This window comes from Actinomadura sp. NBRC 104425 (genome assembly GCF_030269545.1).
Classification (GTDB): Bacteria; Actinomycetota; Actinomycetes; order Streptosporangiales; family Streptosporangiaceae; genus Spirillospora; species Spirillospora keratinilytica.
Genome location: NZ_BSTN01000001.1, coordinates 403,720 through 422,512, shown reverse-complemented (window position 1 = coordinate 422,512; position 18,793 = coordinate 403,720). Strand labels below are relative to the sequence as shown.

General features: G+C 71.8%; 17 protein-coding genes and 1 pseudogene. 13 read left to right on the top strand and 5 right to left on the bottom strand.

The genetic code is table 11. From position 1 onward, the window contains the following. Positions 1-304 precede the first annotated feature (304 nt). From QSK22_RS01930 to QSK22_RS01905, 6 genes are all read left to right on the top strand, one after another. Positions 305-454 carry a hypothetical protein gene (locus QSK22_RS01930; protein WP_285492142.1) on the top strand — a complete coding sequence of 50 codons (150 nt, stop codon included), beginning with the start codon at positions 305-307 and terminating at the stop codon, positions 452-454. Between the two features lie 408 nt (positions 455-862). Further along, positions 863-1,078: a hypothetical protein gene (locus tag QSK22_RS01925; protein WP_285492141.1), complete on the top strand. Its 216-nt coding sequence runs from the start codon at positions 863-865 to the stop codon at positions 1,076-1,078. 625 nt (positions 1,079-1,703) lie between these two features. Next, positions 1,704-1,937: a hypothetical protein gene (locus tag QSK22_RS01920; protein ID WP_285492140.1), complete on the top strand. Its 234-nt coding sequence runs from the start codon at positions 1,704-1,706 to the stop codon at positions 1,935-1,937. Positions 1,938-2,969: 1,032 nt separating this feature from the next. Next, entirely contained in the window at positions 2,970-4,091 is a 1,122-nt protein-coding gene (locus QSK22_RS01915) for a hypothetical protein (protein ID WP_285492138.1), read from the top strand. A 247-nt stretch (positions 4,092-4,338) separates the two neighbouring features. After that, on the top strand, positions 4,339-5,148 hold the full coding sequence (locus QSK22_RS01910; protein WP_285492137.1) for a hypothetical protein: 810 nt from the start codon (positions 4,339-4,341) through the stop codon (positions 5,146-5,148). Positions 5,149-5,317: 169 nt separating this feature from the next. Beyond that, positions 5,318-5,638: a hypothetical protein gene (locus QSK22_RS01905; protein WP_285492136.1), complete on the top strand. Its 321-nt coding sequence runs from the start codon at positions 5,318-5,320 to the stop codon at positions 5,636-5,638. Positions 5,639-5,735: 97 nt separating this feature from the next. On the opposite strand, the gene QSK22_RS01900 is transcribed toward QSK22_RS01905, so the two are convergent. After that, positions 5,736-6,554 (bottom strand): hypothetical protein, encoded by an 819-nt coding sequence (locus tag QSK22_RS01900; protein WP_285492135.1) that lies wholly within the window; start codon positions 6,552-6,554, stop codon positions 5,736-5,738. 13 nt (positions 6,555-6,567) lie between these two features. Beyond that, on the bottom strand, positions 6,568-6,813 hold the full coding sequence (locus tag QSK22_RS01895) for a hypothetical protein (protein ID WP_285492134.1): 246 nt from the start codon (positions 6,811-6,813) through the stop codon (positions 6,568-6,570). A gap of 281 nt (positions 6,814-7,094) precedes the next feature. Here QSK22_RS01895 and QSK22_RS33635 point away from each other — a divergent pair. The 3 genes and pseudogenes from QSK22_RS33635 to QSK22_RS01885 form a co-directional block, all read left to right on the top strand. Then, positions 7,095-7,460, top strand: a pseudogene (locus QSK22_RS33635) (phosphotransferase); the annotation flags it as partial. An 861-nt stretch (positions 7,461-8,321) separates the two neighbouring features. Next, entirely contained in the window at positions 8,322-8,972 is a 651-nt protein-coding gene (locus QSK22_RS01890) for a phosphotransferase (RefSeq protein WP_285492133.1), read from the top strand. Between the two features lie 170 nt (positions 8,973-9,142). Continuing rightward, positions 9,143-9,919 (top strand): VOC family protein, encoded by a 777-nt coding sequence (locus QSK22_RS01885; RefSeq protein WP_285492132.1) that lies wholly within the window; start codon positions 9,143-9,145, stop codon positions 9,917-9,919. Here QSK22_RS01885 and QSK22_RS01880 read toward each other — a convergent pair. Beyond that, positions 9,859-10,212, bottom strand: a complete 354-nt coding sequence (locus tag QSK22_RS01880) for an ArsR/SmtB family transcription factor (RefSeq protein WP_285492131.1) — start codon at positions 10,210-10,212, stop codon at positions 9,859-9,861. The two genes, QSK22_RS01885 and QSK22_RS01880, sit on opposite strands and share 61 nt — an antisense overlap. A gap of 67 nt (positions 10,213-10,279) precedes the next feature. Further along, entirely contained in the window at positions 10,280-11,452 is a 1,173-nt protein-coding gene (locus tag QSK22_RS01875) for a right-handed parallel beta-helix repeat-containing protein (protein ID WP_285492130.1), read from the bottom strand. Between the two features lie 679 nt (positions 11,453-12,131). Here QSK22_RS01875 and QSK22_RS01870 point away from each other — a divergent pair. From QSK22_RS01870 to QSK22_RS01855, 4 genes are all read left to right on the top strand, one after another. Then, positions 12,132-12,257 (top strand): hypothetical protein, encoded by a 126-nt coding sequence (locus QSK22_RS01870; protein ID WP_285492129.1) that lies wholly within the window; start codon positions 12,132-12,134, stop codon positions 12,255-12,257. 26 nt (positions 12,258-12,283) lie between these two features. After that, positions 12,284-12,670, top strand: a complete 387-nt coding sequence (locus QSK22_RS01865) for a nuclear transport factor 2 family protein (RefSeq protein WP_285492128.1) — start codon at positions 12,284-12,286, stop codon at positions 12,668-12,670. Between the two features lie 838 nt (positions 12,671-13,508). Next, the gene (locus QSK22_RS01860) at positions 13,509-14,396 is read left to right on the top strand and encodes a Sco1979 family transcriptional regulator (RefSeq protein WP_352231397.1); all 888 of its coding nucleotides are present in this window, start codon (positions 13,509-13,511) and stop codon (positions 14,394-14,396) included. 311 nt (positions 14,397-14,707) lie between these two features. After that, the gene (locus QSK22_RS01855) at positions 14,708-16,009 is read left to right on the top strand and encodes an amidase (protein WP_285492127.1); all 1,302 of its coding nucleotides are present in this window, start codon (positions 14,708-14,710) and stop codon (positions 16,007-16,009) included. Here QSK22_RS01855 and QSK22_RS01850 read toward each other — a convergent pair. Beyond that, positions 16,000-18,732: an AAA family ATPase gene (locus QSK22_RS01850; RefSeq protein WP_285492126.1), complete on the bottom strand. Its 2,733-nt coding sequence runs from the start codon at positions 18,730-18,732 to the stop codon at positions 16,000-16,002. The genes QSK22_RS01855 and QSK22_RS01850 overlap by 10 nt on opposite strands. Positions 18,733-18,793: the final 61 nt, after the last annotated feature.

Genomic DNA, 18,793 nt, shown 5'->3' with positions numbered 1-18,793 from the left:
CCCGCGACCGCCCGGGCACATCAGCCCGCCGCGCGGGGCCGCACGCAGCCAGACCGGCAGAAGCAACCGCCGCGTATCGCTGCCGGTCACAGCAGGTCAGCAGGGCGACTCGCCGTGTCGGCCGCTGGTGTTCTCCGAACTGATAGTCGGCGGCACCATGCCGTCGGGTGCGGCATCAACCAGCTCGAACGGCACCGTGCCGTGGCCGCGCGGTATAACGCCTGCGGCGCCTCGCGGTAGACGTCCCTAGTCTCGCGAGGCGCCTTCCGGCCAAATGACCTGCACGGGCAGGTTCCGGTCACGGATGGCGATGACGGTCGAGTGCCGCTACGACAGGCGGATGGGCGCGTGGTGGTTCTACCGATACGACACCGGCGAAGCCATCGCCCCCGCGAACGAGCTGGTCGCCGCCGCGCGCACGATCATCGCGACCATCGAGGAGACACCGGCATGACCCCCCACAAGATCAAGCCGACGCCCGGCTACCCGCGCAGGAACCTCGGTCAGGTCGCCAGAGTCAACGGCATCACGGCGGCTCGTGGATCACGGCGCGAGAGGCCAGGCTGACGGTGGAGCGTGGGGTTTGGGGAGCGCGTGGTGATCGCTACGGGGTGGTCGTCGGGGGCTGTGGGTGTGCGGTGGGCTGGGGGAGCGGGCGCGGAGGTGGCGGGTTCTCGTCTTTATCAGTCATGTGCGTGATGGGTGGATTTCTGCGCGGGGATTTTTTCGCTGGGGGAGTGTCGCTTTGCTTTGGTAGCAACCTTGCGTCGGCAGGCTGGGTCGTGCTGGCGCCCCCAAGGTGACGGGAGCGTTGTCCGTTGCGACGCTCGGCGCCTTTCCCGACAGACGGAGGAGAAGCGAGATGTTCAAGAAGACCTTCGCGGCCGCGAGCCTGGTCGCTAGCGCGGTCGCCGGGGCTCTGCTCCTGTCTTCACCCGCCGACGCCGACGGGCGGGACAAGGGCCCGCGGAACGTCGTCAACGTGTACAACTACAACATGAACTCGAACACGAACACCAACAACAACAATCTGGCCACGCTGAACATCCCCGACCCGCTGGCGCTGTTGCTGGGCTGACGACTCCTGACGTAGCGCGGAGTTGCGATTCTGACGGCCCTGGCCGGTGGTTGAGCCAAGGTCAGCATGAGCCGGTCGACTGCCTGACCCAGGGATGCCGGAACGCCTTGCGTTCCGGCATCCCTTGTTTTGTGTCCGTGCTCGATCAGGGGGGCGGGTGCGGAATGAGCGGTGCGGCCGTCGCCATCGCGCTTTTATCGTGCGGCCGGCCGACAGTTCGGGACCGGGGTGTTTCTTCCGGTGGTCGCCGGGAGGTGTGGGGCCGGCTGGGCCGCGGGACGGTGCAGAGGAGGTGGATCAGGGGCGGCAATATCGGAGAACGGCGCCTTTTCCCGAGTTGTTCCGGTGGCGCGATACCGGTTGGCTCTTCCCTCGGGTGGGGGTTAACCGGGATTGGCTGGAGCATGTCTAGTTTGCCGGGGATCGAGTTGATCTCCGCAGGCTTCATGTCCTCAATTTATGATTCACTCTGACCGGTTTTTCGTGCTCTTGCTTCGCGCTTTGCATTGCGGGCCATACTCTTGATCGCGACGGTGGACATCGGTGCTCTCCAAATCGTGAGTCCACGAAAGACGAGAGCGTCCCCATCAAACAACTTGTCCACGACAGGTGAAGGAGAAGCTCGATGCTGAAGAAGGCGACGGCTGCGGCTGGCCTGGTGATCGGTGCGGCGGCTGGGGCCCTGCTCCTGAGCTCGCCCGCGCACGCCAGCGGCCGGGGCGACGACCCGGACGTCAACGCTCAGCAGCAGAAGCAGGCGGTGAGCGTCACCGCCAACAACGTCAACAAGAACACCCTGGCCAACCACAACACCATCCGGAACAAGGCCAGCCTCCTGGACCTGCTCAGCGGGTTCTGAGAATAGGCGAGACGTTCTGATCCATCCCGTCGCGACGACGCGCGGCCTGGATGAGATCGACGGCCTGGCGGGGTGCTGGGGCGTTTTCTGCCCCAGCACCCCTTTTGGCGTGCGCGGATGAAAATCCGCTCGCGGGGTGGGGTTTGTCCCGGCGTCAGTGCCGGCGGGGGTGTTTTCTTGCGGGCATCGTGCTGTGCGGGTTGTGGTTTGGATGGACGGTTTCGGGCGGGGGGTGCTCGCTCGCTTCTCGTGTAGGGGATGGGCCGGGCGGTAATGTCGGGCTGAAGTGTTCTCATGCCTGAAGGCGGAGGCGGTGATGTCTGCCCCGTGATGCGTGCATCCCGCTAGTTCGCTCCGTTCGGTTCCTTGTGCGCCAGGTCGTCTGGTCGCGTGTCGAGTGAATTCGGGTTCCGGTCTGTTGTGCGGTGGACGTGCCGTTCGCTGTCATAGCGTCCTGTCCCGCCGGGTATCAGTGTGAATCGTCGCCGGCCTCTTCGGGATGCCTTTTGTGAATGGCGAATGGGGTGTTCTGGCATTTTCTCCCGGCAATCCGGTTTGCCCCGCGAAAATTCTGTTCGCCGGAGACGCGGACGTCGTGACCGTAAAGCACCCGGCCGTATCCAGTAAATGATGGATGCGATCGACATATATGTCGGAGATCGGCCGGTGGAACAATGTTAGCTTCGGGACGGCGGACTCACCGGTCTCGCCCGGCGGCCGTTCGGCAGCCGGATGCGGGGACCGGTCGGCCCGCCGTGACTCCCGACATTTTCGGGGCCGTCCCGCCGCGCCTTTCCGGAACGGTGCGCGGGGCGGCGCGATACTGAACGACCGACCAGCCGTGCGGCGGTTCCGCCGGGACCCCGCCGACACCAAATCGATATCGACGTCCATGGTGCGGGCGGTGGACGACTTCACGTGCCGCGCCGGCCGTTGCGGCGGCCCGGCGCCGCCTGGAGCCGCCGGCCGTCCGGCAGCGGTGAGACGGCGTCCGGGCCGACGCCGGTGAATCGTCAGTGAGGAGTCAGGGGCATGTGGCCGGAATCGATCCAGCGCGGGGCGCGGTGCCCCGGGGATCGCATCCGCCCTGCCCGGCTGCCGTTCGCGGCGCGCATCGCGATCGTCGGCGGTCTGGCCCTGGCGAGCTGGATCGCCGCCGCGCTGTTGGCGCACACCGCCGACGCGGCCGTCACCGACACCGACGGGGTCGCGCATACCGAGGCGGGCGGCGGGCGCACGGCGGTCGAGCCGCGTGACCCGCGCATCGTGGCAGGGGCGCTGCGTCACGCGTCGCGCCTGCTGGCGGCCGCGGACGAACCCGAGGCGGGCGAAGCGGACATGCGGGAGCGGGAGACGGTGCCGGCAGGCGGTGTCCGTCGGCACCGGGTGCGGCGCGTCGCCGAGCCGCTGCCTGGCATCCGGCGGGCCGAGCGCGGCGACTGCAGGGTGTGCGCCCTGATGGGACGTCGTGGTCCGCTCGGCGACGGGTCGTTCTTCCGCGCGATGGACCAGGTCACGACGAGCGCAGCCTCATCAGCGGGAGGTTCCACCGCCCGGGCGCAGGACCTGCTGCGCGAGGCCAGAAGGACGCTCGCCCGCGTCATGGTGGGCGCCCCCGGCCTCGGCACGGAGACGCTTCGCGGCGGGCTGCGACCGGTGCTGGACTCCACCGGTGGTGTCCGGGGAGTGGACGAGCAGTTCCCGCCGAACACCGTTGGTGCGCAGCCGCTGCCGTTCGGGCCGCCGATCCCCGTCATGACATCAGCCGACGCGTCCACGCAGCCCCTCGACATCGCCGAGCTCGCCAAGGAGCCCGCCTCGACCCCCGACTACGGCGCAGCTCCCTCCGCAGGCGTGCGCGTAGCGGACGACACCACCTGGCCGGGCCCCACCGTGCGGCCCGCAGCCGTCGATCACTGCCGATCCTGCACGGCCGAAAGCGAGCCCACCCCGACCCGCAGGCCCTCCCCGTTCACTCACCACGTCCCGGCCGACATGACGTACGTGTCCGCGGCGCATCCCCAGCCGGCCCTCGCCGGAATGCTGCCGGCCCACCCGCTGCGCATCCACCGCGACAGCAGTGCCGCCACCGTCCCCTACGTGGCCCTGGACGACATGATCGCGGCCGAGGAACCCGGGGCCGTCCCCGACTGACGCCGTCCATGGGCTGGGCTGCCCGGGGACGGGCCCGTTTCAGCGCGCCGCCCGTACGGCCGCATCGCGTCCCGCCCACAGGAGCCGCAACACGTGCAGGCGGAGACGGCGCCACCACCCGGCCCAGCCGAAGACCAGTCTCCCACCGGGGCGCTCGGTGCCCTGCCGCACCGTCGCCGGGCGAGCGCACCTCATGCGCCGCCGCGTAAGTGCATCGAACACGAACACACAAGACAGGAGTACACAGATGCGCAACTGGACCAAGAACCTGAGCCGCGCGGCCGTGGTCGCCGCCGGCGCCGTGACGTTCGGCTCCGGCGGCTTCGTCGCGCTCGCCGCCGCCGACGTCGCCGACCCGCACGGGCGGCTGGACGGCCACATCGAGAGCGAGGTGGCGAACGACGCGCGCACCTTCACGTCGAAACGCAACTCGATCGACGTCGACCAGACCCAATCCCAGCCGGGCGGCGCCGCCGGCGCCTCGTTCCACTGGGACGACGAGGACGACCACGACGATGACGACGACGGCTTCCTCGGCCTGTGGGGCGGCTCGACCGGGCCGATCAGCGCGTACGGCGGGGCGCTGGCGATGGTGAACATCACCAAGTCCTTCAGCTACGGCGGCGGGGGGTACTGCTCGCGCTGCGAGAACGACCCCGACGACTCCTACGCGCACAAGGCCAAGCCGAAGAAGAAGGTCAAGAAGTACAAGGCCAAGCCGCGCAAGGTGAAGTCGTACAAGGCCAAGGCCAAGCCGCGCAAGGCGCGCTCCCACAAGGCCAGGAGCCACCGCGCCAAGGCGCACTGGTCGCGTCCGGTCAAGCTGTACAGCTACAGCCGCCCGCTGCCGTCCACCAAGCGTCAGGCCCTGGCCCGGCCCCGTCCGGGCAAGTCCGGTGAGGGACGGCTCGGCGGGGTCGTGGGCCGGCTGATGAAGCCGGCCGCCAAGCTGCGGGGCACCGCCAAGCGCACCGACCAGGGCCAGCAGCAGGACGTGGCGGTCCGGTCCATGTCCGATGAGAAGTTCAACCCGTACGCCGCCAAGGCGCTGCAGTGACCGAAACCCGTCCGGCCGGCTGAGCGGTGCACAGCGGGTTCGGGCCGGGCCCGCCCGCCCGCGGCTGACCACCGCCGCCGCACGCGCACCGAATTCGGCTCCCTCTCGGAATCCATCCGAGACGGGAGCCGTTTTCTATTGCCCCCGCGGGAATCGCGTCACGGACGCTATGGCGGCGATCTACGAAACGTTTTCTTGCGGGTGGAAGTCCGTGCTGCTCGCGCATGTTCACGGAGGAAACGCCGCGCGGTCTTGCGGGGTGCGCCGTCCGTCCCCGGATTATCATCGACACGTGCATTGGTGGATTCAGCAGGCCCGCGATTCCGCGGCGGAGGCGCAGGCCGCCGACCCGTCGCCGGAGAATCTGATGGCGGCCGCGCAGGTCGAGGCGCTGGTGTCCATGGCCGAGGCATTGCACCGCATCGCCTCCGCCCTTGAGAACCAGGATAGACGAGAGCACACCCGGCTCCGCGGAGTGGACGCCGGCTGACCGCCCGTCCGGGCGATTGCGAAAATCACGAAAGCCGGTGTGTTCCGGAAGACTCCGGGACACACCGGCTTTCTGGTCCGTCGGGTGGAATCGGGGCTCAGACGTCGCTGAGCACTTTGCGGTCCAGCCTGCTGCCGTTGGAACCCGGGGCGAGCCGCGAGGGCTTGGTGACCGCCGACCGCGGCGGCAACGGCGGCTCCGCGACGGCCTCGTGCTCCATGGTCACGGGGGCGATTCGGTCGTCCTCGACCATCTGGTGGTGGGCCGGGTGGAGCCCGTGGTCGGGACGGTCCCGCAGCCGCGCCGCGGCCTGCCGCAGCGCGCGCTCGCCGACCAGCCGGGCCAGTTCGAGCCCGAAGCAGTCCAGCTTGTCGGCGTCGGTCAGGTCGTCGCGGTGGCTGAGATCGGCGGCCACCCCGCCCAGCCGCTGCGCCTCGGCCAGGTCGAACTCGCGCAGCAGGTGGCAGCACAGCTCGGTCAGCGCCGCATGGTCGCGCTCGAACGACAGCCCCGCCAGGTCGTCGTGCGAAAGCCGGCTCAGCGCCCGCTTGCGCTCCAGCTCGCCGTCCAGGATCCGCAGGATGCCGCCCAGGACGGCGATGGGGCCGATCCCGGGGCCCCGGTCGTGGGCGAGTGTGAACGACACGCGCAGCAGCGCGGCCGAGCCGAGGCCCGCCGTCAGCACCCGCACGATCAGCAGGCTCACCGGGGGCATGGTCTCCGGCAGGCCGAACGTCCAGCCCGCCGCCGTGATCGCGATCAGGGCGATGACCGACGCGCCGATGTTGACGAACAGATACAGCAGCCCGGCCGGGGACAGGAACGCCGCCAGGGGCCTGTCGCGGTAGCGGACGATCAGTTCGGCACCGCCGAACCCGCTGCCGATCAGGGCGGCGAACAGCATTTCGATGATCATTTTCTCCGTCCCGTCACGCCGTCCGGGCGTTCATCCGGCCGAACGCGTACTCCTCGCTCTTGCTCCGCCGCGACAGCACCGACGGGCGCTGCCGGGCCGCCGTTTCGGTGCGTTCGGCCTCCAGGAACACCAGCAGCCATTCCGCCGGTCCGCCGGCGCGGCCGGTGCGGGCTCGTCTCGACTTCTCCCGGGCGCGCAGGAAGGCCAGCAGCCATTCGGCCGGACCGGACGCCGCGGCACCTCGAATTCGGTAATCCATGAGGGAAACCATTCCGTATCCGCGACCCCCGCGTCGACTTCTTCGCCAGCGCGTCAGGTAATCGCCCGGTCAGGGCCTGCGGCCGCCACTTCTCCGGAGATTCCGCAGCACAATGCGGCGGACCGGGCGATCCGCCCCGCAGTGCGCCGGAATGATCTTTAGAAAAGGTCGGCGACACGGTTTTACGATTACCCGCGCCGACGCCGGCGCCCGGGTAGCGTGGCACGGTGTCTCAACACCGAGTCGGCGCAGCCGGGGGCGAAATACTCGCCCTGGCGGAAATGTTCCGGTTGGGTGCGGTGGAGAACGCGGAGATGATCCCCGAGGGGATGATGAACCGCAACTGGCGGGTCGTCACCGCGCGCGGCGTGTTCTGCCTGCGCCGGATCCTGGACGTCGACCTTCCCACCGCCCGCCGCAACCTCGCCGTGCTCGCCGCCCTGGCCGAGGACGGACTGCCCGTGCGCCCGGCGCTGCCCGCCCCCGGCGGTGCTCTGGTCGCCGAGGCCGCGGGGCGCGGTTACTGCGTGTTCCCGTGGGTCGACGGCGTCCACATCCGCGGCGTGGAGTTGACCGATCGGCAGGCCGGTGCTCTGGGGGCCCTTCTTGCCCGCCTGCACTACGCCCTCCTCCGCGCCACGGCGCCCCCTCATGCCCCCGGGCCGCCCACTGGTTCGCGTGTCTCGCCGTCCTCTATGCCGGCGCCGCGCTTCTCAGTGTCGTCCTCCGCATCGGCGTCCGCCCCCACGCCGTCCGGCGTTGCGCCAACGACGCCTAGCCCCGCCCACGGATCCACGCCGTCCCACACCGCGCCCGCGCCGCCCGTCCCTAGAGCCGCGCGGGCCGCCTCTGGGCCGGCCGTCTCTTCATCTGCGTCGTCTGCCCCTGCGCCCGGAACGGACGGCCCTGCGTCGACCGCTTCTGCTTCCGTGTCGGACGCCTCTGAGGAGGCCGCCCCTGCATCCGAGCCGACCGCCTCCGCGCCATCCGCCTCTGGAGCAACTGCTACTGCATCTGCGTCGTCCGGTTCTGCGCGCGGGGCGGCTGCCTCTGAGTCTTGGGCGTCTGGCCCCGCGCCCGCGTCGTCTGGCCCCGCGTCAGGATCAGCTGCCTCCGCGTCCGGGGCGGCCGACTCTGGGGCAACTGCGTCCGGCCCCCCGTCTGCCGCTTCTGAGGCATCCGCCTTTGGGACGACCGCGTCCGCGGCCACCGCCTCTGCGCCCGCATGGACTGACTCTGAGTTCGGTGCGGCCGGCTCTGGGGCGGGCGCTTCTGGGTCAACGTCGTCTGCCTTCGGGGCGACCGCGTCTGCGTCAGCCGCCCCTGTGTCTGCGTCGTCTAGCCCCGCGTCCGGGCTGGTCGGTCCGGCGGCGGCTGCGTCCGAGCTAGGCGGCCCCCAGCATGCGGGTTCCGGCACCGCTTGGCCGTTGGCTGCCGGCAGGTTCGCGTCGGCTGGTCCCCTGCTGCCTTGGCCGACGGCTGTGTCCCGCTCGCGTCCGCGCGCGGCAGTGGTCGAACCCCCCGAGCAGGCGTTGGCCCGCGCCGGTCGCCTGCTCGACCACATCTCCTCCCTCCGCTCCCCGCAGACGGTGGACCTGACCTTCGTCGTCCACCTGCGGCGGCGCATCCACCTGCTGCGGCGGTACGGCGCGCTGCGACCCGCCCGTGACCGCCCCCTCGGCCCCTACGGCTGGACGCATGGCGACCTGCGTCCCGACAACCTCCTGTGGCAGGGGGACGCGATCGCCGCCGTCATCGACTGGGACCGGCTGGCCGTGCGTCCCCTGATGGAGGAGCTCGCCCGCGCCGCCCTCGCCCTGTTCACTCGCGAGGACGGAGCCATCGACCTGTTCCGCGTCGCCGCCTTCACCAACGGGTACCGCTCGATCGCCCCGGTCGACGAGCGCGCCCTGGCCGACGCGGTGCGCCGCGTGTGGTGGACCACCATGTGCGACAACTGGCACCTGGAGTACTACTACGGCCACTGCTGCGGCCACCCGCACCGCTCCGGTCCCGGCGCCCTGGACTGGTGGCTCAACGCCTGCGGCCGGGCGTTCGTCCGCGACTCCCGCATGCTCGATTGGTGGACCCGCCACTGGCAGGACGTCCGCGACGCGTTCGCGGGGCACCGCCCCTCCGCAGGCGCCCTTGCCGCCTGACGCTCCGCCCGCCGGGTGGCGATTCCGCGGACACGAGCGCATTTCCCGCGGTTGTGATTCGTGGTTTCCGGCGTAGGGGCTCTTTGGGCGGGCTTGGTGCCGGCAAGTCCGAAGCCGTCAGCGCCTATGACGCGGGCCCTCGTACCGTGGGATGGGGAAAGGGGGGCCCGATGACCGAGGTGTCCGGATACGCGCCCGGGGCGCCGTGCTGGGTCGAACTGGCCAGCCCGCAGGTCACGGCATCCAGGGAGTTCTACGAGGAACTCTTCGGCTGGTACTCCCACGCGTTCGGTTACGACTTCGGCGACTACTACACGTGGTCGCTGGGCGGCCGCCAGGGGCCCATGGTGTGCGGGATGCAGCCGCTCGCCGACGACGGGCAGCCGCCGTACTGGACGTGCCACTTCGCCGTCGACGAGCTCGCGCCCGTCACCGAGCGGGTGCGGGTCGCGGGCGGCCGGGTGCTCGTGGACGGCGTCGAGCTGGACAACCTCGGGCGGCTCGCCCTCGCGGTCGATCCCGAGGGAGCGGGCTTCGCGCTGTGGCAGGGGCGGGCCTTCCGCGGCGCCGGCGTGGTCGACGAGCCCGGGGCGCTGTGCTGGATGGAACTGGCCTGCCGCGACCTGGAGGCCGTCCAGCGCTTCTACGGCGAAGTCCTGGGCTGGACGTTCGTGCGGCGGGACCACGACGGCCTCACCTACTCCTACTGGCGGGTCGCCGACCGCTCCGTGGGGGGCATGGTCGTGCTGGACGGCCCACTGAGGCCGTTGGAGCGGCCCCAGTGGGTCCCCTACTTCGCCGTGGCCGACTGCGACGCCTCCGTCGCCAAGGCCACCAAGCTGGGCGCCCGAGTGGAGGTGCCCCCGCACGACATCCGGCCCGGCCGCTACGCGTTCCTGCGCGACCCCGTGGGGACGCCCCTGGCCGTGATCCAGCCGGCCCGGTGAGTCACCAGTCGCCGACGGTGTTCGGCCTCGGCGACGCGGGCCTCGTCGCGCCGGTAGAAGACCCACTGTTTGATCTTCTTGCTGCGGACCAGGCCCGCCCTGGCCAGGATCTTCAGGTGCGCGCCGCAGGTGGGCCGGCTGACGCCCGGTTTCTGGGCGATGAACAGGGAGCAGACGCCGTCGCGGATCAGGTCGCCGTCGCGCCGCGGCGGGAAATAGCGTTCCGGGCGCCATGCCGGGATCTGCTGCCTCCGGTCGTTGGCCGAGGCTTTGAGGAGGTCCACGTCCAGCACGCACGCATCATGGCAACGGCCCCGGAACCCGTCCACACGGCCGTCCCGCCGCGATGCCGGCGCGGGCTCAGCACCAGTACAGGGCGGAGTTCTCGCGGGTGACGTTGCGCAGGACGATGTTGGTCCCCGTGCAGGGGCTCCAGCGGATGGCGGTGTCGCGGACGGTCAGGTTCTGCAACGTGATGTCGCGGGACGGGGCGAACTCGTCGCGTGCGGCGATGCGGACCTCGCCGCCGCCGTCGACCACGCCGGACCGCCCGGCGATCGTCATGTTGTAGCAGTTCTCCAGCAGGATGGCGTTGTTGCCGGTGTAGGCGATGTCCACCTCGTCGATCACGGCGCCGCCGCTTTCGGAGACGCAGAAGATGCCGCGTCCGCCGCCGCGGGCCTTGACGCTGCCGACCCGGATGTTGGTCGGGTAGGAGTCGCCGATGCGGCCGTTGCGGTTGGCGAAGCGCAGGGCGGCGTACCCGGTGCCGGTGCCCGTGCCGTCCGCGTCCACCCGGGTGACGGTCGCGTTGATCGTGTCGTTCATCAGCAGCCCTGACTCGCCGGTGTTGCGGGCGGTGACGCGGTTGATGGTCAGCCCGTCCACGCCGTAGGTCTCCACGCCGTGCGAGGACGTCCCCGACACGTACACCTGGTCGATGTAAATGTTGCGGGACCGGACGCTGCGGTCGCCGTGGTTGTCGATGCGGATCCCCAGGCCGCTGGAGACGCGCAGCTGGATGTCGCCGAGGGTGACGTTCTCGACGTTCCGCATGAAGATCCCGTACAGCGGGGAGCCGGTGACGTTCAGGTGGCGCACCTCGATGTCGCTCACGCCGCGGGCGTAGATCGGGGCCTGGTCGCCGGAACCGGAACCGGTGACGTTGACGGTGCCGCACACGTCGATCCCGGTGTGGGAGCGCAGGGAGATCCGCGATCCGGCGCTGAGCGAGCCGTCGCCGCGCACCACCACCCACTCCTTGGAGGTGCGGCCGGACGTCAGGCTGTCGATCGCCGCCTGCACGGCCGCCCGCATGTCGGTGCCGGTGTAGACGGTGCGGGAACCGTTGCGGGCGGTCCAGGTGTCACCGCTGCGCACCGCCTCGGCGTTGTAGTACGAAAGGTCGCCGCAGGCGGCGGACGCAGGCGGCGCCGCCACCACGGCCGTCAGTCCCGAGGCGACGAGTGAAAGCGCGGCGAGGACGGTGACGCGGGCGCGTCGGCGGGTGCGCCTGCCGACTGAGATTCTCATGGATCCTCCTGGGCATGCGATTTTGGAAAGCGGTTTCCTGTTCTCCGCTTCGTAGCCCGGCGGCGTCCGGCGGTCAATCCCGCCTTCCACCGCTTTCCGCGCCGGCGTCTCGTCGCGCTGAGGAACGGAGGGGGCGTGGTGGACTCCCATGGCGATGCCGCCGGGCAGCGGCACGCCGCCGCGGGTGGTCCGGCGGGGCGGGGCGGCGAAGCAGAGGGGGAGGACGAGACGTCCCGTCCTCCCCCTCCGGGCTTGCGGGGACGCTCAGCCGGCGACGCGAAGAAGCAGGTTCGCCGCGCCAGGCGCCTCGCTCCGGCTGAGGAACTCCAGCTTGACGTCGCCCCCGCCGGGCCGGTCGAACACCCAAGGTGGCCGCGATGCGCTGACCTTGGACTCGACGATATGTCACCTATGCCGCGCCGCCGCCCCTCAGACCGCAGCGCCCCCGGCATGCTCCGGGGGAGCCCTCCCCGGGGGCGCGGCCATGTACGGTGGCGGTGTGTCTGCCGCTCCGCCCCCTGGCGACGCGCCGCCGCCGAGATCCTCGAATTGGAGCCCGGCCGCCGGGTCGGCCCGGACTGGGGCTCGTTCGTGTCGACCTGGGAGCTTGAGGGCTCGGGCGGCAAGACCCGGTTCACGTTCGTGCACAGCGCTTCGACGAGGCCCTACGCCGGATGGGGTGGGCTGGCTCAGCGGCGTCGCCGAGCTGCGGCGCTTCCTCGAGACCCGCTGGGAGCCGGTCTGGTTGCACAGCGACATCCCAGGAATGCCCGCGGACGTCCTGGTCCTGCCATCGATCGGCTGAACAACTGGAGCGAGGTGGCCTGCCGAATGGCCGACGTGTCGAACGAGAGCCAGGTCCGGGACGTCGTCGAGCGCTGGGCGAAGGCGGTCCGCGACGGCGACATGGACGGCGTGCTCGCCAACCACACCGACGACATCCTGATGTACGACGTGGTCGAGCCGCCGCGCGTCCGCGGGTTGGCCGAGTACCGCAGGCAGTGGGAGCTGTTCTTCCGGTACAGCCCGCTCGGCGACGGCAGCTTCGACCTGCTGGACCTGGAGGTGTTCGCCGGGCAGGACGTCGCCTGGTGCCACGCCATGATCGCGATCGTCGATCTGCGCTGCCGGCTGACCCTGGGCCTTCGCCGGGTGGACGGGCAGTGGATGATCGCCCACGAGCACCACTCGTTCCCCAGTGAGGTCCCGGCGGGCTGACACGTCCCCGCGCGGTACGTTGACCACCCGTCGCCGGGCGGGCGTCAGGTTCTGCGACAGCGAGGGCGATCTGCACGGCGTCGGCCGGCCCCTCGTTGCGGACACCGTCCGGTGACACCCCCTCCGCGCGCCGGGGCACTCTCTTCTCACATCACCCGGCGGCGTCCGGAGTGAATCGACCGCGTGTTCCGAGATCGACGTGAACGCCGAATACGCATGCGCAGGATCGCCGGGTGGCCGTCCCAGGTCCGGCGCGTCCGGCGGACGGGCGATGCTGCGAATGCGGCGAAAGAGCCGGTGGCAAAAGGAATTCGTATGTCCGCTCCAGCAGCGTGGGTCCCACACCGACGCGGCCGACCCCCAAGGGATCAAGGCCGCCGCCGACGGCGCCGCGTTCGCCGCGCCCTGCACCATGTTCCGCTGACGTCTGCCTGCAAAGCCGCGAGCAAATCGCCGCATACCTGACCAAGTCCTACCAGGGCATGCGGGGATCAGCCTGCTGTCCGTCGGCGTCGTGACCAGGCATGTCGTCGCCGGGGGAGGCGGCCGCCGAGCGGGCCTTCCGGGCGACCTCTGTAGGAAAACGCCGCGACCGGCGATACGCACTGGCGCGATCAATGTCACGCGGATCCCTTATTTTTGCGTTTCCTTTGTGTTGTGCGGATCGCCTGCCGCAAAGGGGTGGGAAGGGGTGGCGGAATCCTTCCGATCCGCCGGAAATGACGTCACGGCCGCCGCCTCGCCGCCCGCCGACCGCGGTTTGCGGGTCCGCTGTTCTCCGTGCGTCGGAGATGGCACGCTGGAAGGGCGGACTTCGGTGCAGGGGGGAGCGCGAGAGGTGAGCTTCGCTGCGGACGAGCAGGCCGTCGGCCTTCGCCGGGCCGGGCCGACGGTGCTGCGGATGGTGGTCGGCGCGCGGCTGCGCAGGCTGCGCGAGGCCCGCGGGATGCCGGCCGACAAGGCCGGGTACGAGATCCGCGGCTCCGCGTCCAAGATCAGCCGGATGGAGCTGGGGCGGGTCGGCTTCAAGGAGCGCGACGTGGCCGACCTGCTGACCCTCTACGGCGTGTCCGACCCCGCCGAACGCGAGCCGCTGCTGGAGCTGGCGCGGATGGCCTCGGTGCCGGGCTGGTGGCAGCGCTACCACGACATCGTCCCGCCCTGGTTCGAGCCGTACCTGGGGCTGGAGCAGGGCGCCGGCGTCATCCGCTGCTACGAGGTGCAGGTCGTCCCGGCGCTGCTGCAGACCAGGAACTACGCCCGCGCCGTGCTTGCGCACGTCCACCCGGAAGCGTCCGCCGAGGAGATCGACCGGCGGGTCGAGCTGCGCCGGGAGCGGCAGCGCATCCTCTTCCGCGACGAGCCGGCGCGGCTGTGGGCGGTGGTGGACGAGGCCGCGCTGCGCCGCCCGTTCGGCGGCCGCGAGGTGATGCGGGCCCAGCTGCGGCACCTGATCGACGTGTGCGCGCTGCGCAACGTCACCGTGCAGGTGCTGCCGTTCGGCGCGGGCGGGCACGGCGCCGTCGGCGGGCCGATCACCCTGCTGCGGTTCGAGGAGGCCGACCTGCCGGACATGGTGTACCTCGAACAGCTCACCAACGCCCACTTCCCGGACCGCCCCGGCGAGGTGGACCACTACACCGACGTCATGAACCGCCTGGTGGTGCAGGCCGACCCGCCCGCCCGGACGCCGGACACGCTGCGCCGCCTGCTGGACGACCTGTGAGCGGGGCGGCGGTCGCGGAGGGCCACGGCGGACGGCATGCCATCTCTCTTTCGGCCGTGCCGCCGTGCCCCCGCTCGCCGTGAAGCGCCCCCGGCGTCAGGGGCGGCCGCCACCGGGACTGCCGCCCCGCCCCCCAGCGCGCCGGGCGGGCCGCTCCGTCGGTGCGACGAAACTAGTCGTGTCGGCGGGCGCGGGTTCCCCGGACCGGGACGGCAGTCGACGAGCGGTCGCCCGGCTGCGACGAACGGACGGACCCTTGACCGTTCCGCCGGGAATGTCTGGGATGGACGGCAGGAAGGGCAGGGCGAGGCATGACGGGCTTCTTCACCGGCCGGACGCTGGCGGACCTCGGACGCGACCTGCGGGCGGGCCGGACGAGCGCCGCCGCGCTCCTGGACCGGGCGCTGGAGTCGATCGACCCGGGCCTGAACGCGTTCGTCACCGTCGACGCCGCGGGCGCCGCCGAGGCCGCCCGGCGCGCGGACGAGGAGCTGGCGGCGGGCGCCGACCGCGGCCCCCTGCACGGCGTCCCGGTCGCGGTCAAGGACATCATCGACGTCGAGGGCCTGCCCACCGGCATGGGCTCGGCCCTGTTCGACGGGCACGTGGCCACCGGCGACGCGGCGTGCGTGCGGCGCCTGCGGGAGGCGGGCGCGGTGATCGTCGGCAAGACCACCACGCACGAGTTCGCCTACGGCGCGAGCGGCGACGTCTCCGTGACCGGCCCGTCGCGCAACCCGCACGATCCGGCGCGCATCTCCGGCGGGTCCAGCGGCGGCAGCGCGGTCGCCGTCGCGGCGGGCATGGTGCCGCTGGCGCTGGGCACCGACACCGGCGGCTCGGTGCGGATTCCGGCCGCGCTGTGCGGGATCACCGGTTTCAAACCCGCCTTCGGGGCGATCCCCGTCGACGGCGTGTTCCCGCTGGCGAAGTCCCTGGACCACGTGGGCGTGCTCGCCGCCGCCCCCGCCGACTGCCGCACCGCCTACCGGGTGCTCACCGCCTCCGACGACCGGCCCGCCCCCGCCGAGATCCGCATGGCCTGGATCGACGGCATGGCCCCGGTGGACGAGCAGGTAGAGCGGACCGTGCGGGCCGCCCTCGCCGGCCTGCCCGCCGAACGCCTCGACCTGCCCGCAGCGCGCCGGATCTTCGCCGCGATCCAGGACAGCGAAACCTACGACCTGCACGCCGACCGGGTCGAACGCGAACCGGACCGGTTCCAGCCCGCCACGCTCGACCGGCTCCGGCGCGCCGCGCGCACCCCCGGCTGGCGCTACGTGCGGGCCATGCGCGAACGCGACGCCTTCGCCGGCGCGGTCGCCGACCTGCTCGCCCGGTACGACGTGCTGGTGCTGCCCACGGTGCCGCTCACCGCGCCGCCCATCGGGGAGCGCGACACCGTGCTCGGCCCGCTGCAGCCGGTGCTGGTGTCCCTGACCTGCCCGTGGAACGTGGCGCGGGTGCCCGCGCTGAGCGTCCCGGCGGGGTCCGTGGACGGCCTGCCCGTCGGCGCCCAGTTCATCGGACGGCCCGGCGCCGAGCACGTGCTGTTCGCCGCGGCGGAGCGGTTCCGGGCGTCCCGCGGCCGGGCGGACGCGCTTCACAGGTAGAGGCCGAACAGCTCCTCGGGGTGGTCGAAGATCTCCGGCAGGTCCTCGGCGGTGAGGGTGACCAGCTGCCGCTTGCCCGGCGCCTTCCCCTTGGCGGGCGCCTTGCCGGCTGCGGGCGCCTTCCCGTTCGGGGACCGCCCGTTCGCCGCCGGGGCGACGTGCGCCGCCAGCCGCTGCGCCTGGTTGGCGACGGCCAGGTCGAGCAGGTTGCGCATCAGGCGGCCGTTGCCGAACGACGGGCCGCGCGGCGCGCGCCGCAGCATGGCCCGCAGCCGGTCGGTCACCCCCGGGGCCAGGCGGAACCCGTCGGCGGCGGCGAGCTGTTCGAACACCGCGACCAGCTCGTCGTCGGAGTAGTCGGGGAAGTGCAGCTGCTTGGGGAAGCGCGAGTCCAGCCCCGGGTTGGCGGCCAGGAACTCGGCCATCTCCCGCTCGTACCCGGCGACGATCACGATGAGGTCGTCGCGGTGGTCCTCCATCAGCTTGACCAGCTCGGCGATGGCCTCGTGGCCGTAGTCGCCGCGCAGCGGCGACTGGGTGAGGGTGTACGCCTCGTCGATGAACAGCACCCCGCCGAGGGCGCGCTCCACCAGGCGGCGGGTGCGCGGCGCGGTCTGCCCGATGTACTCGCCGACCAGGTGGGCGCGCGACGCCTCCACCAGGTGCCCCGACGACAGCACGCCCAGCTGCTTGTAGATGCGGCCGAGCAGCCGCGCCACCATCGTCTTGCCGGTGCCGGGGTTGCCGGTGAACACCATGTGCCGGGTCGGCGCGGTCAGCGACAGCCCCGACTCGCTGCGCAGCTGCTCGGCGCGGGTGCTCGCGACCAGCAGCGCGATCTCGTTCTTGACGGTCTCCAGCCCGATCAGGCCGTTCAGCTCGGCCAGCGCGTCCCCGGCGCCCGGCGCGGTCTCCAGGGTGGCCGGGATGTCCCGCTGCCGCACCACCAGCTCGGCGCCGGGCTCGGTGCGGTCCCGCACCGCCGCGACGACCAAGTCCGCCAGGTGCGGGGCCAGGCGGGCGTTGCGCAGCGTCTGCGCGGGCGGCGTGGCGGCCAGCAGCCGGCCCGCCGCGGCCAGCGCCTGCCGGGTGGCGCGGGCGCCGTGCCGGCGCAGGGCGCGGCGGAACAGCTCGGCGTGCCCCTCGGCCGTGAACGGGCGGGTGCGGGCGATGCGCAGGCGCTGCAGCAGCGCCGGGTTGACCTGCCGGATCCGCTCGTCGCCGCCCTCGTCGCACAGCGCGACCAGGTTCAGGTCGGGGTGGACGGCCAGCAGCCGGTGCAGCTCCTCGGTCAGCGCCTCGCCGTTGCCGGGGTCGGTGGCGATGTCGTCCAGGCCCTCGATCACCAGCAGCCGCTCGTGGGTGCAGTCGCGCGCGTCGGCGTGCAGTTTGGCGACCGCGTCCGACAGCCGCTGCCCGGCGAACAGGTTGTCGGTGAGCCACAGCGGGTCGCGGCCCATCCGCAGCATTGTGGAGACCTCCTGGGCGGCGTCGCGCTTGCCGGTGCCGTCCGGCCCGGCCAGCAGCAGCCGCACGGGCTCGCGCTGCTCGGCGATCTCCGCCAGGACGGCCGACACCTCGGGCTGGCCGACCAGGGTGCTGACCAGCTCGCCGCCGTCCGCGGCCGCCCGGCCTTCCTCGGCGGCGGGTTTCGCGGCGGTCTTGAGCCGGGTGGTGAGCGGGTTGACGACGCGGCGGCGCGGCGCGAACAGCCGCCGCAGGTCGGTCTGGAACTGCCCGACCGGGATCCACTCGGGCTTGGGGAACCACGGGTCGCCGGGCAGGCCCTGCAGGATCGCCACGAACCGCATCGCCATGTCCAGCCAGGCGCGGCAGGCGTCGGCGGCGCCGGCGACCAGGGCCCGCACCAGCCACGCGCGGGTCTGCTCCTGCCACGGGCCCGGCTTGAAGTCGCGCCGCTCCACGGGGAAGCGGGCGTTCAGCTCCCCGTACATGTCCGGGCCGAGGGCGGCCGCCAGCTCGCCGGGGACCTCCTCGATGCTGCCCTGCAGCATCAGATGGATCAGGTGCACCTCGACGGGCTCCTCGCGCGGCGCCGCCGCGGTCAGCGCCTCGTGGGCGGCCAGCAGCCCCGAGCACACCCACTCCAGGTAGCCGACGGGGCCGAGCAGCTCGGGGACGGCCGCCAGGATCTCGTCGTCGGCGTGCGCGTGCCAGTTCTCCCGCAGCTCCATCTTCGGCAGGTTGACCTCGCACGCGGGCGGGTCGTCGTACAGGCGCAGCAGCGCGGTGCGGCGCTGCTCCAGCGGCTCGATGCCCTCCAGCACGGCCAGGCAGTCGCGGGCCAGCTCGATCGCCAGCTTCCGGTCGGGCGCCTCGACCAGCCAGTCCACCGGGGGGCGCCAGCGTCCGCCGGGCGCGTCCCAGCGCGTCATCCGGGTGCTGAGCGGCCCGGGGTTGACCATGTGGCGGCGCAGCAGCCGCTCGGGCAGCTGCGACCAGGACCCGCCCTTGATCGCGCCGCCGCCGGGCAGGAACGCCAGGATGCCGAAGATCTCGGCGACCACCAGCGGCGCGGGCAGGGTGAGCAGCTTGTGCTCGTCGGTGGTCAGCTCCGCGCAGCGCGGGTCGCCCGCCAGCGCGTCGATCCGCGCCCCGATCTCCTCGAACAGCCCGTCGGGCACCCGCCACGGGCCGTACGAGTAGACGTCGAGGACCGGCTCGTCGGTGAGCAGTAGCTCCAGGTGCTCCGGCAGCCGCAACGCACACTCCCAAATAGTGATCAAACCGGGTAACAGCCTACGTTTTCCGGAAGTGTGCGGT

What these genes read in the sequence shown, in the direction of transcription:
- QSK22_RS01900 (WP_285492135.1), bottom strand. Translation starts at nt 6,554, where the DNA reads ATGATCATCGAAATGCTGTTCGCCGCCCTGATCGGCAGCGGGTTCGGC.
- QSK22_RS01855 (WP_285492127.1), top strand. Translation starts at nt 14,708, where the DNA reads ATGACGGGCTTCTTCACCGGCCGGACGCTGGCGGACCTCGGACGCGAC.
- QSK22_RS01920 (WP_285492140.1), top strand. Translation starts at nt 1,704, where the DNA reads ATGCTGAAGAAGGCGACGGCTGCGGCTGGCCTGGTGATCGGTGCGGCG.
- QSK22_RS01910 (WP_285492137.1), top strand. Translation starts at nt 4,339, where the DNA reads ATGCGCAACTGGACCAAGAACCTGAGCCGCGCGGCCGTGGTCGCCGCC.
- QSK22_RS01875 (WP_285492130.1), bottom strand. Translation starts at nt 11,452, where the DNA reads ATGAGAATCTCAGTCGGCAGGCGCACCCGCCGACGCGCCCGCGTCACC.
- QSK22_RS01895 (WP_285492134.1), bottom strand. Translation starts at nt 6,813, where the DNA reads ATGGATTACCGAATTCGAGGTGCCGCGGCGTCCGGTCCGGCCGAATGG.
- QSK22_RS01925 (WP_285492141.1), top strand. Translation starts at nt 863, where the DNA reads ATGTTCAAGAAGACCTTCGCGGCCGCGAGCCTGGTCGCTAGCGCGGTC.
- QSK22_RS01905 (WP_285492136.1), top strand. Translation starts at nt 5,318, where the DNA reads ATGGCGGCGATCTACGAAACGTTTTCTTGCGGGTGGAAGTCCGTGCTG.
- QSK22_RS01930 (WP_285492142.1), top strand. Translation starts at nt 305, where the DNA reads ATGGCGATGACGGTCGAGTGCCGCTACGACAGGCGGATGGGCGCGTGG.
- QSK22_RS01865 (WP_285492128.1), top strand. Translation starts at nt 12,284, where the DNA reads ATGGCCGACGTGTCGAACGAGAGCCAGGTCCGGGACGTCGTCGAGCGC.
- QSK22_RS01915 (WP_285492138.1), top strand. Translation starts at nt 2,970, where the DNA reads ATGTGGCCGGAATCGATCCAGCGCGGGGCGCGGTGCCCCGGGGATCGC.
- QSK22_RS01885 (WP_285492132.1), top strand. Translation starts at nt 9,143, where the DNA reads ATGACCGAGGTGTCCGGATACGCGCCCGGGGCGCCGTGCTGGGTCGAA.